The 15,105-nt window shown below is 60.0% G+C and carries 13 protein-coding genes; 4 read left to right on the top strand and 9 right to left on the bottom strand.

What is annotated here, in order from left to right:
- Nucleotides 1-71: 71 nt before the first annotated feature.
- From rseP to rpsB, 8 genes are all read right to left on the bottom strand, one after another.
- The gene (gene rseP, locus JV201_RS05665) at nt 72-1,424 is read right to left on the bottom strand and encodes a sigma E protease regulator RseP (RefSeq protein WP_177008894.1); all 1,353 of its coding nucleotides are present in this window, start codon (nt 1,422-1,424) and stop codon (nt 72-74) included.
- A 53-nt stretch (nt 1,425-1,477) separates the two neighbouring features.
- Nucleotides 1,478-2,668: a 1-deoxy-D-xylulose-5-phosphate reductoisomerase gene (gene ispC / locus JV201_RS05660; RefSeq protein ID WP_219406613.1), complete on the bottom strand. Its 1,191-nt coding sequence runs from the start codon at nt 2,666-2,668 to the stop codon at nt 1,478-1,480.
- Nucleotides 2,665-3,471 carry a phosphatidate cytidylyltransferase gene (locus JV201_RS05655; protein ID WP_177055372.1) on the bottom strand — a complete coding sequence of 269 codons (807 nt, stop codon included), beginning with the start codon at nt 3,469-3,471 and terminating at the stop codon, nt 2,665-2,667. Before JV201_RS05655 ends, ispC begins: the two co-directional genes overlap by 4 nt.
- Complete coding sequence (gene uppS / locus JV201_RS05650; protein ID WP_003219323.1) at nt 3,471-4,226, bottom strand: polyprenyl diphosphate synthase; 756 nt, start codon at nt 4,224-4,226, stop codon at nt 3,471-3,473. The genes JV201_RS05655 and uppS overlap by 1 nt, the downstream gene beginning before the upstream one ends.
- A gap of 17 nt (nt 4,227-4,243) precedes the next feature.
- Nucleotides 4,244-4,801, bottom strand: coding sequence for a ribosome recycling factor (gene frr, locus JV201_RS05645; protein ID WP_003219325.1), 558 nt, complete (start codon nt 4,799-4,801; stop codon nt 4,244-4,246).
- Entirely contained in the window at nt 4,798-5,541 is a 744-nt protein-coding gene (pyrH, locus tag JV201_RS05640; protein WP_003219327.1) for a UMP kinase, read from the bottom strand. The genes frr and pyrH overlap by 4 nt, the downstream gene beginning before the upstream one ends.
- 211 nt (nt 5,542-5,752) lie before the next feature.
- Complete coding sequence (gene tsf / locus JV201_RS05635; protein WP_008432237.1) at nt 5,753-6,616, bottom strand: translation elongation factor Ts; 864 nt, start codon at nt 6,614-6,616, stop codon at nt 5,753-5,755.
- Between the two features lie 192 nt (nt 6,617-6,808).
- Nucleotides 6,809-7,546: a 30S ribosomal protein S2 gene (rpsB, locus tag JV201_RS05630; RefSeq protein WP_003219330.1), complete on the bottom strand. Its 738-nt coding sequence runs from the start codon at nt 7,544-7,546 to the stop codon at nt 6,809-6,811.
- Between the two features lie 385 nt (nt 7,547-7,931).
- Here rpsB and map point away from each other — a divergent pair, with 385 nt between their 5' ends.
- The 3 genes from map (at nt 7,932) to dapC (ending at nt 12,724) form a co-directional block, all read left to right on the top strand.
- Nucleotides 7,932-8,714: a type I methionyl aminopeptidase gene (map, locus tag JV201_RS05625; protein ID WP_003219332.1), complete on the top strand. Its 783-nt coding sequence runs from the start codon at nt 7,932-7,934 to the stop codon at nt 8,712-8,714.
- A gap of 61 nt (nt 8,715-8,775) precedes the next feature.
- Nucleotides 8,776-11,478: a [protein-PII] uridylyltransferase gene (locus JV201_RS05620; protein WP_003219334.1), complete on the top strand. Its 2,703-nt coding sequence runs from the start codon at nt 8,776-8,778 to the stop codon at nt 11,476-11,478.
- Nucleotides 11,479-11,524: 46 nt separating this feature from the next.
- Complete coding sequence (gene dapC / locus JV201_RS05615; RefSeq protein ID WP_177069008.1) at nt 11,525-12,724, top strand: succinyldiaminopimelate transaminase; 1,200 nt, start codon at nt 11,525-11,527, stop codon at nt 12,722-12,724.
- 138 nt (nt 12,725-12,862) lie between these two features.
- On the opposite strand, the gene JV201_RS05610 is transcribed toward dapC, so the two are convergent.
- A complete protein-coding gene (locus JV201_RS05610; RefSeq protein WP_003219338.1) occupies nt 12,863-14,506 on the bottom strand; it encodes a Na+/H+ antiporter in 1,644 nt (547 codons plus the stop codon).
- 213 nt (nt 14,507-14,719) lie between these two features.
- On the opposite strand from JV201_RS05610, the gene JV201_RS05605 reads away from it, so the two are divergent.
- Nucleotides 14,720-15,082 (top strand): ArsC family reductase, encoded by a 363-nt coding sequence (locus tag JV201_RS05605; protein WP_003219341.1) that lies wholly within the window; start codon nt 14,720-14,722, stop codon nt 15,080-15,082.
- Nucleotides 15,083-15,105 lie beyond the last annotated feature (23 nt).

The raw sequence follows: 15,105 nt of genomic DNA, 5'->3' as shown, positions 1-15,105 counted from the left end.
GTCCTTTCTTATTCCAACTGGCAATAAACAAACTGCCGCAAAATGCGGCAGATTCGCAATTCAGCGAAGCGTTACAGTCGTCCCAGATCGTTGACCAGGGCTAATAACATCACCCCGACCACCAAACTGATACCGATCTGTATCCCCCAACCCTGCACCCGATCCGACAAGGGGCGACCACGCGCCCACTCGACCAGATAAAACAACAGATGCCCCCCATCCAATACTGGAATGGGCAACAAATTCAGAACCCCAAGGCTAATACTCAGATAAGCCAGGAAATTCAGGAAATCTACAACGCCCGACTGGGCAGAAGCGCCCGCCACTTTAGCAATGGTTATCGGTCCACTCAAGTTTTTTACCGAGAGCTCGCCGAACAACATTTTCTTGAGGGAATCGAGGGTCAGCACACTCATGGTCCAGGTGCGTCTCGCACCCTCGCCAATCGCTGCCAACGGCCCGAAGCTGACCTCTCGAACCATCGAGGGTGGCCAATCGACACCTTTGACGCCGGCCCCCAGGTAACCCCCGGCTGCCTTGGCCTCCCCACGAACCGCCAGGGTCACAGGGACGTCGATTTGAGCACCATCGCGCTCAACTTTCAGCACAATTTTGGTATCAGGGCGTACACGCACCAGGTCGACCACCTGCTGCCAGTCACCCAGCGCCTGGCCATCGAGGGCCAGCAGGCGATCGCCGGTTTTCAGACCCGCGGCCTGGGCCGGCCCCTTCGGATCCAGCTCCGCCAGCACCGGCGGCAAGGCCGGACGCCATGGGCGAATGCCCAGGGATTTGATCGGGTCAGGCTCATCGGAGCCTTTCAGCCAGTGGTCCAGGGCCAGCTCGCGCGAGGTTTCGGTGGTGGAATCCTGATCGCGCACCACCAGTTTCACGATGCCGCTTTCACCCAGGCGACGCACCAACTGCAAATTGACGGCACCCCAGCCGGTGGTTGGCTCGCCATCAACTGCAACAATTTCTTGCCCGGCAGTCAGGCCGGCCTTCGCCGCCATGCTGTCGGCCTCGACGGCACCGATCACCGGACGCACCTGCTGGCTACCCAACATGGCCAGGACCCAGAAGAACACCATCGCCAACAGGAAATTCGCGATCGGGCCTGCCGCGACGATGGCGATGCGCTGACGAACGGTCTTGCGGTTGAAGGATTGATCCAACTGATCAGCCGGCACTTCGCCTTCGCGCTCGTCGAGCATCTTGACGTAGCCGCCCAATGGAATGGCCGCAATTACGAACTCGGTGCCACGACGGTCGTGCCAGCGCAGCAACGGCATGCCGAAGCCTACGGAAAAGCGCAGTACCTTGACGCCGCAACGACGCGCGACCCAGAAATGGCCGAACTCGTGGAAGGTAACCAGCACACCCAGAGCAACCAGGGTGCCGACAATCATGTAGAGCGCACTCATCTAATTTCTCCGCATTTCAATCCAGTGCCTGAAGGCTTGAACACACCCAGAGGCTAACGCGTATTGCGGCTCAACCACTGCTCGGTCAAGGCCCGGGCCTTTGCATCCGCTTCGAACACCGCGCCCAGATCATTCACCGGGACGACGGGCTCAAGACTCAAAACGTCCTCGATGATACCCGCGATCTGCGAAAAGCGGATGCGCCGGTCCAGAAACGCCGCCACAGCCACTTCATTGGCCGCATTCAGCATCGCCGGGGCACTGTTACCCGCCTCCGCAGCTTGCCGCGCAAGACGCAGGCAAGGGAAGCGTTGCTCGTCGGGCGCTTCGAAGTCCAGACGGGCAATGGCAAACAGATCCAGCGGCGCAACACCCGAGTCAATCCGCTCAGGCCATGCCAGGGCATTGGCGATCGGCGTACGCATGTCCGGATTGCCCAGTTGGGCCAATACCGAGCCATCCACATAGTCCACCAGGGAATGAATCACACTTTGCGGGTGGATCACCACCTCGACCTGGTCCGGCCGGGCATCGAACAACCAGCAGGCCTCAATCAGCTCCAGGCCCTTGTTCATCATGCTCGCTGAATCCACCGAGATCTTGCGCCCCATGGACCAGTTCGGGTGAGCGCACGCCTGATCGGGAGAAACATGCTCCAGATCGGCCAGCGGCGTCTGCCGGAACGGACCACCGGAGGCTGTCAGCAGAATCCGGCGCACGCCGACCTGGCTCAACCCGCGGGCGAAATCACCAGGCATGCATTGGAAAATCGCGTTGTGCTCGCTGTCGAGCGGCAACAGCACGGCGCCGCTCTTGCGCACAGCTTGCATGAAGAGTGCCCCGGACATCACCAGGGCTTCCTTGTTGGCCAGCAGAATCTTCTTGCCCGCATCAACGGCCGCCAGGGTCGGGCGCAAGCCGGCAGCGCCGACAATCGCCGCAACCACGGTGTCGACCTCAGGGTCTGCCGAAACCTGGCACAACCCCTCCTCCCCCACCAATACCTGAGTCGCCAGGCCCGCAGCGCGCAAGTCATCCTGCAAACCACGTGCAACTGCCGCTTCGGGCACTACTGCGTATTGCGGCGCGTGCCGCACACACAGTGCCAGCAGTTCACTCAGGCGACTGAAACCGGTCAAGGCGAATACTTGATAACGCTCGGGATGACGGGCAATCACATCCAGGGTGCTTAGCCCCACCGAGCCGGTAGCGCCCAGCACGGTTACCTGTTGCAGGCGGCTCACGAGGCAGCCATCCACAGCAGTACGGCAAAGATCGGGATCGCGGCAGTCAGGCTGTCGATACGGTCCAGCACGCCACCGTGACCCGGCAGCAGGTTACTGCTGTCCTTGATCCCGGCCTGGCGCTTGAACATGCTTTCGGTCAGGTCACCGACCACCGAGATGAACACCACCACGGCTGCGCCCACCAGGCCCAGTAGCATTTCCTTGATGGTCCAGTCACGCACCACACCGACCACCACGGTAATCACCAGGGTCAACGCCAGGCCGCCATACACGCCTTCCCAGCTTTTGCCCGGGCTGACAGCCGGCGCCAGCTTGCGCTTGCCGAAGGCACGCCCGGAGAAATAGGCGCCGATATCGGCACCCCACACCAGAACCATCACCGCCATGATCAGCCAGTTACCCAGTTGCATGTGCTTGATGTAGACCAGGCCTTGCCAGGCAGGCAACAGAATCAAAAGGCCAATCACCAGCTTGCAGGCGACACTGGACCAATGACTGCTGGTGCCCGGATAGGTCAGCACCAGATAGGTCGCCAACGCCCACCACAACACCGCCGCACCCAGCACCCAGGGCGCCACGTCCGGCAGGATGTACATCAGGAACATCAACAACGCCACGACAGCGGCATACACCACACGAGGCAACTGCGCGGCGAAACCCGCCAGGCGCGCCCATTCCCAGGCACCCAGGGTCACAACCAGGCCGATGAACAGCGCGAAGTTCGCACCTTCAAGCAGGAAAAACCCGCACAGGGCAATAGGCAGCAGGATCAGCGCCGTGATGATTCGTTGTTTAAGCATTAAACCCGGGCTCCAGCTTCGATCTGCTCGCTCGTTTTACCGAAGCGACGCTGACGGGAAGCGAAATCGGCCAGCGCATTGCGCATGGCATCGTGTTTGAAGTCCGGCCAGAACAGGTCGGAGAAGTACAGTTCGGTATAGGCCAACTGCCACAACAGGAAGTTGCTGATGCGATGGTCGCCACCGGTACGAATGCACAGGTCCGGCAACGGCAGGTCGCCGGTCACCAGGCAGGTTTGCAAGAGTTCGGGGGTAATGTCTTCCGGGCGCAGATGGCCGGCCTGCACTTCCCGCGCCAGACGCTGCGCGGCCTGGGCAATATCCCACTGGCCGCCGTAGTTGGCTGCGATCTGCAGCACAAAACGGTTGCTGCCGGCAGTGATCGCCTCGGCTTCGCGCATGGCCGCCTGCAGCTCCGGATGAAACCGCGAACGGTCACCGATGATACGCAGGCTGATGTTGTTCTCGTTCAGGCGCTTGGCCTCGCGGCGCAGGGCCTTGAAGAACAGGTCCATCAAGGCACTGACCTCCTCGGCCGGGCGCTGCCAGTTTTCACTGGAGAACGCGAACAGGGTCAATACTTCGACCTTGGCCTCGGCGCACACCTCGATCACGGCTCGTACAGCGTCGACACCCGCCTTATGCCCGGCAACGCCCGGCATAAAGCGCTTCTTCGCCCAGCGATTATTCCCGTCCATGATGATCGCGACATGGCGCGGCACCACGGAGGGCACAGTCTGCTTGGTCTTTTCCATGAAGGCGTCCTGACCCCTTATACGGCCATCAGGTCCTTTTCTTTATCTTCCGTGGCCTTGGTGATCTGGGCCTCGGCATCTTTAGTCAGCTTGTCGATATCAGCAACGGCACGGCGCTCTTCGTCTTCGCTGATTTCCTTGTCCTTGACCAGCTTCTTCAGGTCACCCAAGGCATCACGACGGATGTTGCGCACGGCAACACGTGCGTCTTCTGCTGCACTGCGCGCCTGCTTGGTGAAGCCCTTGCGGGTTTCTTCGGTCAGGGCAGGCATGGAGATCAGCAGCAATTCGCCAAGGTTGGTCGGATTGAGGTTCAAACCGGCGCTCTGGATGGCCTTGTCGACGGCGCCGAGCATGTTGCGCTCGAAAGCAACGACTTGCAGGGTGCGCGAATCTTTTACAGTGATGTTGGCCACTTGGGTGATCGAGGTATCAGCGCCGTAGTAAGGCACCATCACGCTGCCCAGGATGCTTGGGTGGGCCTTGCCGGTACGAATCTGGCCAAACGCATGGTTCAGGGATTCCAGGGATTTTTGCATGCGCTCTTGAGCGTCTTTTTTGATTTCGTTGATCATTGTTCGATTTCCTCGATCAGAGTCCCTTCCGCGCCGCCGTGTACGATGTTCAGCAGGGCGCCGGGCTTGTTCATGTTAAATACGCGCAGCGGCATCTTGTGGTCGCGGCACAAGCAAATTGCCGTCAGGTCCATCACGCCCAGCTTGCGATCCAGTACTTCATCATAAGTCAGATGATCGAACTTCTCGGCATGCGGGTCTTTGAATGGGTCTGCAGTGTAGACACCGTCAACCTTGGTGGCCTTGAGCACCACGTCCGCGTTGATCTCGATACCACGCAGGCAAGCTGCCGAATCGGTGGTAAAGAATGGGTTGCCGGTACCGGCCGCAAAAATCACGACTTCCTTGGCATCCAGGTGACGCATGGCCTTGCGACGATCATAGTGATCCGTTACGCCAACCATGGAAATAGCCGACATCACGATCGCGGTGATATTGGCGCGCTCCAGCGCATCACGCATGGCCAGGGCGTTCATCACAGTGGCCAGCATGCCCATGTGGTCGCCTGTCACCCGATCCATGCCGGCAGCGCTGAGTGCCGCGCCACGGAACAGGTTGCCGCCGCCGATCACCAGACCGACCTGGACACCGATACCGACCAGTTGGCCGACTTCCAGCGCCATGCGATCGAGTACTTTGGGATCGATCCCAAACTCTTCCGAGCCCATCAGGGCCTCGCCGCTAAGCTTGAGTAGAATGCGTTTATAGCGAGCCTGATGACCACTGCCCTGCTGAGCCATTGCGAATCTCTCCTGCGGCGTATTTTTTGAAAATTCTTGGCAAGCCGTTTACGGCCTGCGTTCACTCTAGCTTGACGCTGTCACAGCGCCATCGGAACACGGCTTTGTAAGCCAGTTCCAAAGGGAAACCAATAAAAATCGATCACCCCATTTGAAAAGAGGCTGCGCGCGTAAGCGGGCAGCCTCTTTTGGGCGACAGTTAAAAACTGTCTTACTTCTTGGTGGCAGCCAGCTGGGCAGCAACTTCTTCAGCGAAGTTGTCGACCGGCTTCTCGATGCCGTCGCCTACCTTGTAGTAGGTGAAGGAAACGATTTCAGCACCGGCTTTCTTGGCCAGTTCGCCAACCTTGATTTCAGGGTTCTTGACGAACGCCTGCTCAACCAGGGAAGCCTCAGCCAGGAACTTGCTGATACGGCCCTTGACCATGTTTTCAACGATGTTTTCAGGCTTGCCTTTGATTTTCTCTTCGTTCAGCTGCAGGAACACAGCTTTCTCGCGTTCGATGGCTTCAGCAGAAACTTCCGATGGCAGCAGGAATTCAGGGTTGCTGGCCGCTACGTGCATAGCGATGTCTTTGGCCAGTTCAACGTTGCCGCCTTTCAGGGCAACCACAACACCGATCTTGTTGCCGTGCAGGTAAGCACCCACAACGTCACCTTCAACGCGGGTCAGGCGACGAATGTTAACGTTCTCGCCCACTTTACCCACCAGAACCAGACGATCAGCTTCTTGAGCTTCGATCAGCGGAGCGGCGTCGGTCAGCTTGTCAGCGAATGCTTTTTCAACGCTGGCAGCGACGAAGTTCTTGAAGTCGTCTTGCAGGGCCAGGAAGTCGGTCTGCGAGTTAACTTCCAGGATAACGGCCGATTTGCCGTCTTCCTTGATTGCGATGGCGCCTTCAGCAGCGACGTTGCCTGCTTTCTTGGCAGCCTTGATGGCGCCCGAAGCACGCATGTCATCAATGGCTTTTTCGATGTCGCCGCCGGCCTTGGTCAAGGCCTTTTTGCAATCCATCATGCCTTCGCCGGTACGCTCACGCAGTTCTTTAACCAACGCTGCAGTAATCTCTGCCATTTTCAAAATCCTCTTGGATAGGTTTTCAACCATTCCACCCGATTGAACGGGCGATCAATTCTTCCCGAACCACCCTTGTAGGCCGCTGCACGTTACAAATGTTGTAGCTGCGCTGCCGACAAATGGTTTTCGAGGTGGCAAAAAGGGGGCCAAGCCCCCTTTTTGCTTACTGAGTCAACGCCAAGGCGTCAGTTACTCAGCTGCAGCTACCGGAGCTTCTTCAACGAACTGCTCGGTACCGCCAGCAACGTGGTTGCGACCACGGATTACAGCGTCAGCCATCGAACCCATGTACAGCTGGATAGCGCGGATTGCGTCATCGTTGCCTGGGATGATGTAGTCAACGCCTTCCGGGCTGCTGTTGGTATCGACTACGCCGATAACCGGGATGCCCAGCTTGTTGGCTTCGGTGATCGCGATGCGCTCGTGATCAACGTCGATAACGAACAGTGCGTCAGGCAGACCGCCCATGTCCTTGATACCACCCAGGGAACGATCGAGCTTTTCCAGGTCGCGAGTGCGCATCAGCGCCTCTTTCTTGGTCAGCTTGGCGAAAGTACCGTCTTCGGCTTGCACTTCAAGGTCACGCAGACGCTTGATGGAAGCACGGATGGTTTTGAAGTTGGTCAGCATGCCGCCCAACCAGCGGTGATCGACGTACGGCGAACCGCAACGTGCTGCTTCTTCAGCAACGATCTTGCCAGCGGAACGCTTGGTGCCGACGAACAGAATCTTGTTTTTGCCCTGGGCCAGGCGCTCTACGAAAGTCAGAGCTTCGTTGAACATTGGCAGGGTTTTTTCAAGGTTGATGATGTGGATCTTGTTACGCGCGCCGAAAATGTATTTACCCATTTTCGGGTTCCAGTAACGGGTCTGGTGACCGAAGTGCACACCGGCCTTCAGCATATCGCGCATGTTGACTTGGGACATGATAGTTCCTTAATAAGTCGGGTTTGGCCTCCACGTATCCCAATGACCAACCAGCGGCATTCGCCTCCGGCACCCAGGTCATCGTGTCGACACGTGTGTGGATTTAAGCTTTGCGGGGTATCCCCGGAAAGCGGCGCATTTTATACCACAGAGCTTGCAAAAACGAAACCCGCAATCACATTTGCCGTCAGTCGCTTTTGCCTAAGCCTTTGAATAGAGCCAGAATGCCCCCATCCTTATAGACAGAAGCGATCGCCAGACGCTCATGGTTTCACCCTTGCGTCTGCTAGAATCGCGTTTTTTGGGCTTGTGCGAATTCTGCAACCTTTTGTCGCACACCCGTAAACCGTATTGATTTCAGCGCGTCGCGCTAGAGAGAGCCTGTATGACCGTCACCCTCAAAACCGCCGAAGATATCGCTGGCATGCGTGTTGCCGGCAAACTGGCTGCCGACGTCCTGGAAATGATTGCCGAACACGTCAAGCCCGGCGTCACCACCGAAGCGCTGGACCGCATTTGCCACGACTATATCGTCGACGTGCAAAAGGCCATCCCTGCGCCGCTGAACTACAAGGGTTTCCCCAAGTCGATCTGCACCTCGATCAACCACGTGGTGTGCCACGGGATTCCCGGCGACAAGCCGCTGAAGGACGGCGACACCCTGAACATCGACGTCACCGTCATCAAGGACGGCTACCACGGCGACACCAGCCGCATGTTCCACGTCGGCACCGTGCCGGTCTGGGCCGAGCGCCTGTCGCAAGTCACCCAGGAATGCATGTACAAGGCCATTGAGATCGTCAAGCCTGGCTGCCGCCTGGGTGACATCGGTGAAATCATCCAGAAGCACGCTGAAAAGAACGGCTTCTCGGTGGTGCGCGAGTTCTGCGGCCACGGCATCGGCAAGGTGTTCCACGAAGAGCCACAGATCCTGCACTACGGCCGCGCCGGCACCGGCATGGAACTCAAGGCAGGCATGACCTTCACCATCGAGCCGATGATCAACCAGGGCAAGGCCGACACCAAGGTGCTGGGCGACGGCTGGACCGCCATCACCAAGGACCGCAAGCTCTCGGCGCAGTGGGAACACACCCTGCTGGTGACCGACACCGGCTACGAGATCTTCACCCTGCGTGCCGACGACACGATTCCCCGCGTTTCGGCGTAATGTTTGCACCGGTTTTCTAATAGCGACGCTGTGACCCATAGATAGAAAGGAAAACCGATCGATGCCCCAGGTGGATCCCGAACTCTTCGACCGTGGCCAGTTCCAGGCGGAACTGGCACTGAAGGCCAGCCCCATCGCCGCCTTCAAGAAGGCCATTCGTCAGGCCCGCGAGGTGCTCGACGGGCGCTTTCGTACCGGCCGCGATATCCGCCGGCTGATCGAGGACCGCGCCTGGTTCGTCGACAACATCCTGCAAAAGGCCTGGGAACAGTTCAGCTGGAGTGAAGACGCCGATATCGCCCTGGTGGCGGTCGGCGGCTACGGCCGTGGCGAACTGCACCCCTACTCCGACATCGACCTGCTGATCTTGCTGGACAGCGCCGATCACGAGATCTTTCGCGACTCCATCGAGCGTTTTCTGACGCTGTTGTGGGACATCGGCCTGGAAGTCGGCCAAAGCGTACGCTCGGTGGACGAGTGTGCCCAGGAAGCCCGCGCCGACCTGACGGTGATCACCAACCTGATGGAAAGCCGCACCATCGCCGGCCCCGAGCGCCTGCGCCAGCGCATGCTGGAAGTCACCAGCACCGCGCACATGTGGCCAAGCAAGGACTTCTTCCTGGCCAAGCGTGCCGAGCAGAAAGCCCGGCACCACAAGTACAACGACACCGAATACAACCTGGAACCCAACGTCAAAGGCTCCCCCGGCGGGCTGCGGGACATCCAGACGATTTTGTGGGTCGCCCGTCGCCAGTACGGCACCCTGAACCTGCGCGCCCTGGCCGGGGAAGGCTTCCTGGTGGAGAGCGAAAACGCCCTGCTGGCCTCCTCCCAGGAATTCCTCTGGAAAGTGCGCTACGCGCTGCACATGCTGGCCGGGCGCTCCGAAGACCGCCTGCTGTTCGACCACCAGCGCTCCATCGCCACCCTGTTGGGGTTTGAAGGCGAAGACGCGAAGACCAGCATCGAAAGTTTCATGCAGCAGTACTACCGCGTGGTAATGAGCATTGCCCAGCTCAGCGACCTGATCATCCAGCACTTCGAAGAAGTGATCCTGGCCCCGGAAGACGAAGCACCGCCGCAGCCGATCAACGCGCGCTTCCAGCTCCACGATGGTTATATCGAGGCACGCAACGACAACGTGTTCAAACGCACGCCGTTCGCCATGCTGGAAATCTTCGTGTTGATGGCCCAGCAGCCGGAAATCAAGGGTGTACGCGCCGACACCATTCGCCTTCTGCGTGAAAACCGTCACCTGATCGACGACGATTTCCGCCACGACATCCGCAATACCAGCCTGTTTATCGAGCTGTTCAAGTGCAAGATCGGCATCCACCGCAACCTGCGGCGCATGAACCGCTACGGGATCCTGGGGCGCTACCTGCCGGAGTTCGGCTTTATCGTCGGGCAGATGCAGCACGACCTGTTCCACATCTACACGGTGGACGCCCACACCCTGAACCTGATCAAGCACCTGCGTAAGTTGCAGTACACCCAGGTGTCAGAGAAATTCCCGCTGGCCAGCAAGCTCATGGCGCGTCTGCCCAAGCCGGAATTGATCTACCTCGCCGGCCTGTACCACGACATCGGCAAGGGCCGGCATGGTGATCACTCGGAAATTGGCGCAGTGGACGCCGAAGCGTTCTGCCAGCGTCACCAGTTGCCGCTGTGGGACAGCCGCCTGATTGTGTGGCTGGTGCAGAACCACCTGGTGATGTCCACCACCGCCCAGCGCAAGGACTTGTCCGACCCGCAGGTGATCCACGATTTTGCCCAGGCCGTCGGCGACGAAACCCGCCTCGACTACCTGTACGTGCTCACCGTGTCCGACATCAACGCCACCAACCCGACGCTGTGGAACTCCTGGCGCGCCAGCCTGTTGCGCCAGCTCTACACCGAGACCAAGCGCGCGCTGCGTCGCGGCCTGGAGAACCCGGTGGACCGCGAAGAACAGATCCGCCGCACCCAAAGCGCGGCCCTGGATATTCTGGTGCGTGGCGGCAATGACCCGGACGACGTCGAGCAACTCTGGTCGCAACTGGGAGACGACTACTTCCTGCGCCACACCGCCGGCGACGTGGCCTGGCACAGCGACGCGATCCTGCAGCAGCCGGCCGATGGCGGCCCACTGGTGCTGATCAAGGAAACCACCCAGCGCGAGTTCGAGGGTGGCACCCAGATCTTCATCTACGCGCCCGACCAGCACGACTTCTTCGCCGTGACCGTGGCGGCGATGGACCAGCTCAACCTGAACATTCACGACGCCCGGGTCATCACCTCCAGCAGCCAGTTCACCCTCGACACCTACATCGTGCTCGACACAGAAGGCGAGTCCATCGGCGACAACCCGGAGCGGGTGAAAAAGATCCGCAAAGGCCTGACCGACGCGCTGCGCAATCCTGACGACTACCCGACCATCATCCAGCGTCGGGTGCCGCGCCAGCTCAAGCACTTTGCTTTTGCCCCCGAGGTGACCATCCACAACGACGCCCAGCGCCCGGTGACGGTGCTGGAACTCAGCGCGCCGGACCGACCGGGCCTGCTGGCACGGATCGGCACGATATTCCTGGAGTTCGACCTGTCGTTGCAGAACGCCAAGATTGCGACCCTGGGCGAGCGGGTGGAAGACGTGTTCTTCATTACCGATGCCGACAACCAGCCGCTTTCCGACCCTGAACTGTGCCGACGCTTGCAGGAAGCCATCGTCCAGCAGTTGAGCGTCAATCAGGAGACCGGCGTCGAGATGTCACGCTTGAGCATCTGACCGACCGCCCATTTTCAGCTTCCAATGAATTGAACGAGATTTATCGATGAACAACGCCCTGAACCAGCTGCAGCCCTACCCGTTCGAGAAATTGCGCGTCCTGCTGGGCAGCGTCACGCCGAACCCGGACAAACGCCCCATCGCCCTGTCCATCGGTGAGCCGAAGCACAAATCCCCGCAGTTTGTCGCCGAGGCGCTGGCCAACAACCTGGACCAGATGGCGGTGTACCCCACCACCCTGGGCATTCCCGCCCTGCGCGAAGCCATTGGCGCCTGGTGTGAACGCCGTTTCAGCGTGCCCAAGGGCTGGCTTGACCCGGCGCGCAACATCCTGCCGGTGAACGGCACCCGTGAAGCGCTGTTCGCCTTCACCCAGACCGTGGTCAACCGCGGCGACGACGCGCTGGTGGTCAGCCCGAACCCGTTCTACCAGATCTACGAAGGGGCTGCGTTCCTCGCCGGGGCCAAGCCGCATTACCTGCCGTGCCTGGATGAAAACGGCTTCAACCCGGATTTCGACGCGGTATCGCCGGACATCTGGAAACGCTGCCAGATCCTGTTCCTGTGCTCGCCAGGCAACCCCACCGGTGCACTGATTCCCGTCGACACCCTGAAAAAGCTGATCGCCCTGGCTGACGAATACGACTTCGTGATCGCCGCCGACGAGTGCTACAGCGAGCTGTACTTCGACGAACAAACCCCGCCGCCAGGCCTGCTCAGCGCTTGCGTGGAACTGGGCCGCCAGGACTTCAAGCGTTGCGTGGTGTTCCACAGCCTGTCCAAGCGCTCCAACCTGCCGGGCCTGCGCTCGGGCTTTGTGGCCGGCGATGCCGAAATCCTCAAGGGCTTCCTGCTGTACCGCACCTACCACGGTTGCGCGATGCCGGTGCAAACCCAACTGGCGAGCATTGCTGCCTGGCAGGACGAAGCCCACGTGCAGGCCAACCGTGACCTGTACCGGGAGAAGTTCGATGCGGTGCTGGCGATCCTGAAGCCGGTGCTGGACGTGCAAAACCCGGACGGCGGCTTCTACCTGTGGCCGAATGTGAAGGGCGACGATGCGGCGTTCTGCCGGGACTTGTTCGTGGAAGAACACGTGACCGTGGTACCGGGCTCGTACCTGTCGCGGGAAGTGGACGGGGTCAACCCGGGCGCCGGGCGTGTACGCCTGGCGCTGGTCGCGCCGCTGGCGGAGTGCGTGGAAGCGGCGACACGGATTCGCGACTTTATTACCCGCAATAAATAACTGCGCTGAATGTGGCGAGGGGGCTTGCTGTGGCGAGGGAGCTTGCTCCCGCTGGAGTGCGCAGCGCTCCCGCTTTTTTGGGGCCGCTACGCAGCCCAGCGGGAGCAAGCTCCCTCGCCACAAGTAAGCACCGCAGTGTTATTTGATATGACCCAGATTCGCCTCGCTCATATCCAGATCCGCCAACACCTCCCGTAGCACATCATCACCAATCTGATGGTGACGGCTCAGGCTATACAGTTCCAGACGCTGCGCCCGCAGGGCCTTGAGCCGCAACTTGCGCTCCAGTTGATCCATCTGCAACGCCAGCGCCTGGGCTTCGGCCGAATCGTTGAACACTTCCAGTTGATGACGATACTCCGACATCAACCGCGCCTTGAGCTCGGTGGCCAAGGCTGCCTGGGCGGCATCCTGGGGTGCAGCTTCAGCGGGTTCTTCGGCTTCCAGGGCATGGATAGCAGCCACGGCGGTCTTCTTCCAGGCCTCGCGCACTTCATTGTGGCGTTTCTCATCCGGGCTCTTCTCGATGCCGCGCAACAGCAGCGGCAAAGCGATGCAGGCCGCGACGAGCGAAAGCAGGATCACACCGGCGGCGATGAAGATCAGCAGGTCGCGCTCGGGAAAATCCTGCCCCGGCGCAAGCAGTAACGGTACCGACATCACACCCGCCAGGGTCACGGCACCGCGTACGCCACCGACGGTCAGCAACCAGCAGGACCGCGCGGTGGGCACCAGCGTCAGCTCACTTTTCCCACGAATCCGGCGCAATAAACCCGACAGTCGCCAGATGCTTTGCACCCAGATAAACCGCAACACCACCAGCACCAGGAAAATCGCGATCACGTCCAGGCAGCGATACAACAAGGTCGGCCACAGCGTCGGCTCATGGCTGACCACCGCCTTGATGATGTCAGGCAGTTGCAGGCCCAGCAGCAGGAAGATCAAGCCGTTGAACGCAAACTCCAGCAGCGACCAGACGCTGCGGTTGAGCAACCGGGTGCTGGTCTGGCGCGGCAGCAGGTCGAGCCAGCTTTGCATCATGCCCGCAGCCACCGCCGACAGGATGCCCGAGGCGCCAAGGCGTTCGGCCAGCACGTAGGCGGCGAATGGCAGCAACAACATGAACACCACGTGCGTCGCCGGGTCGTCCCAGCCCCGGGCGATCATCCAGGCACGCAGGCGGCCGACCAGCCAGCTCAACGCCACACCGACCGCCAGCCCACCCACGGCCACCAGCACAAAGGTGAGGCTCGCATCCGCCAGCGAGAACACGCCGGTCAGCGCCGCCGCCAGGGCGAACTTGAAGGTCACCAGGCCCGAGGCATCATTCATCAACGCCTCGCCCTGGAGCATGTGCATCAGTGGCGTCGGCAACCGATTCTGGGAAATGGCTGACACCGCCACGGCATCCGTCGGCGATAACACGGCCGCGAGGGCGAAGGCCACCGGCAGGGGAATACTCGGCAACAACCAGTGAATGAAGTAACCGGCACCCACCACCGTAAACAGCACCAACCCCACCGCCAGCGTCAGGATCGGCCCGCGCAGGCGCCACAATTCACGCTTGGGCATGCGCCAGCCATCAGAGAACAGCAGCGGCGGCAGAAACAGGAAAAGAAACAACTCAGGGTCCAGGGCGACATGCAGCCCCAGGGTCGGCCAGGCCAGCAACGCACCGGCGGCGATCTGCACGAGTGGTAACGGCAGTGGGATCACACGCCCGACAAGGCGCGAAACGCTGACCAGCATCAGCAGGATAAGTACGGTGTAGGCGGTTTGCATAACGCGGGATTCCCAGACAATCAACTTGCAACAACACACATCAGGCAACAACTCGCCGTTGAAGTGCCATATTAGCCGCCTATGCTGCGCGATGGCCTTTGCACAAAAGTCGCACACGAGCAAAACGTAAGTGTGACGAGCGGCGCCGAAAGCCGCTGGCCATGGCATAATCCGTGACCTTTAATCTGCGTGAGCCCAAAGGGGGGCAATTCCTTGACCGCTTCAAGCAAAACGTTGCACCTTTTCGGCATCAAAGCCTGCGACACCATGAAAAAGGCGCGCACCTGGCTCGATGAGCACGCTATCCAGTATGAGTTTCATGACTACAAGACGGCCGGTATCGACCGCGAACACTTGACCCAATGGTGCAATGAGCACGGTTGGCAGGTGGTTTTGAACCGTGCGGGCACCACCTTTCGCAAACTCGAAGACGAACGCAAAGCCGATCTCGACCAAGCGAAAGCCATTGAATTGATGCTCGCGCAACCCTCGATGATCAAGCGCCCGGTGCTTGATCTCGGTGACAAAACCCTGATTGGCTTCAAGCCAGATAGCTATTCGGCGGCCCTCAAGTAGGCCAGCCCATTCCATTTTTGTAG

The organism is Pseudomonas sp. Colony2 (assembly GCF_019382755.1).
In the GTDB taxonomy this organism is placed as follows: Bacteria; Pseudomonadota; Gammaproteobacteria; order Pseudomonadales; family Pseudomonadaceae; genus Aquipseudomonas.
The sequence above is the reverse complement of the archived record's forward strand: the minus strand, read 5'-3'. Positions and strand labels throughout refer to the sequence as shown.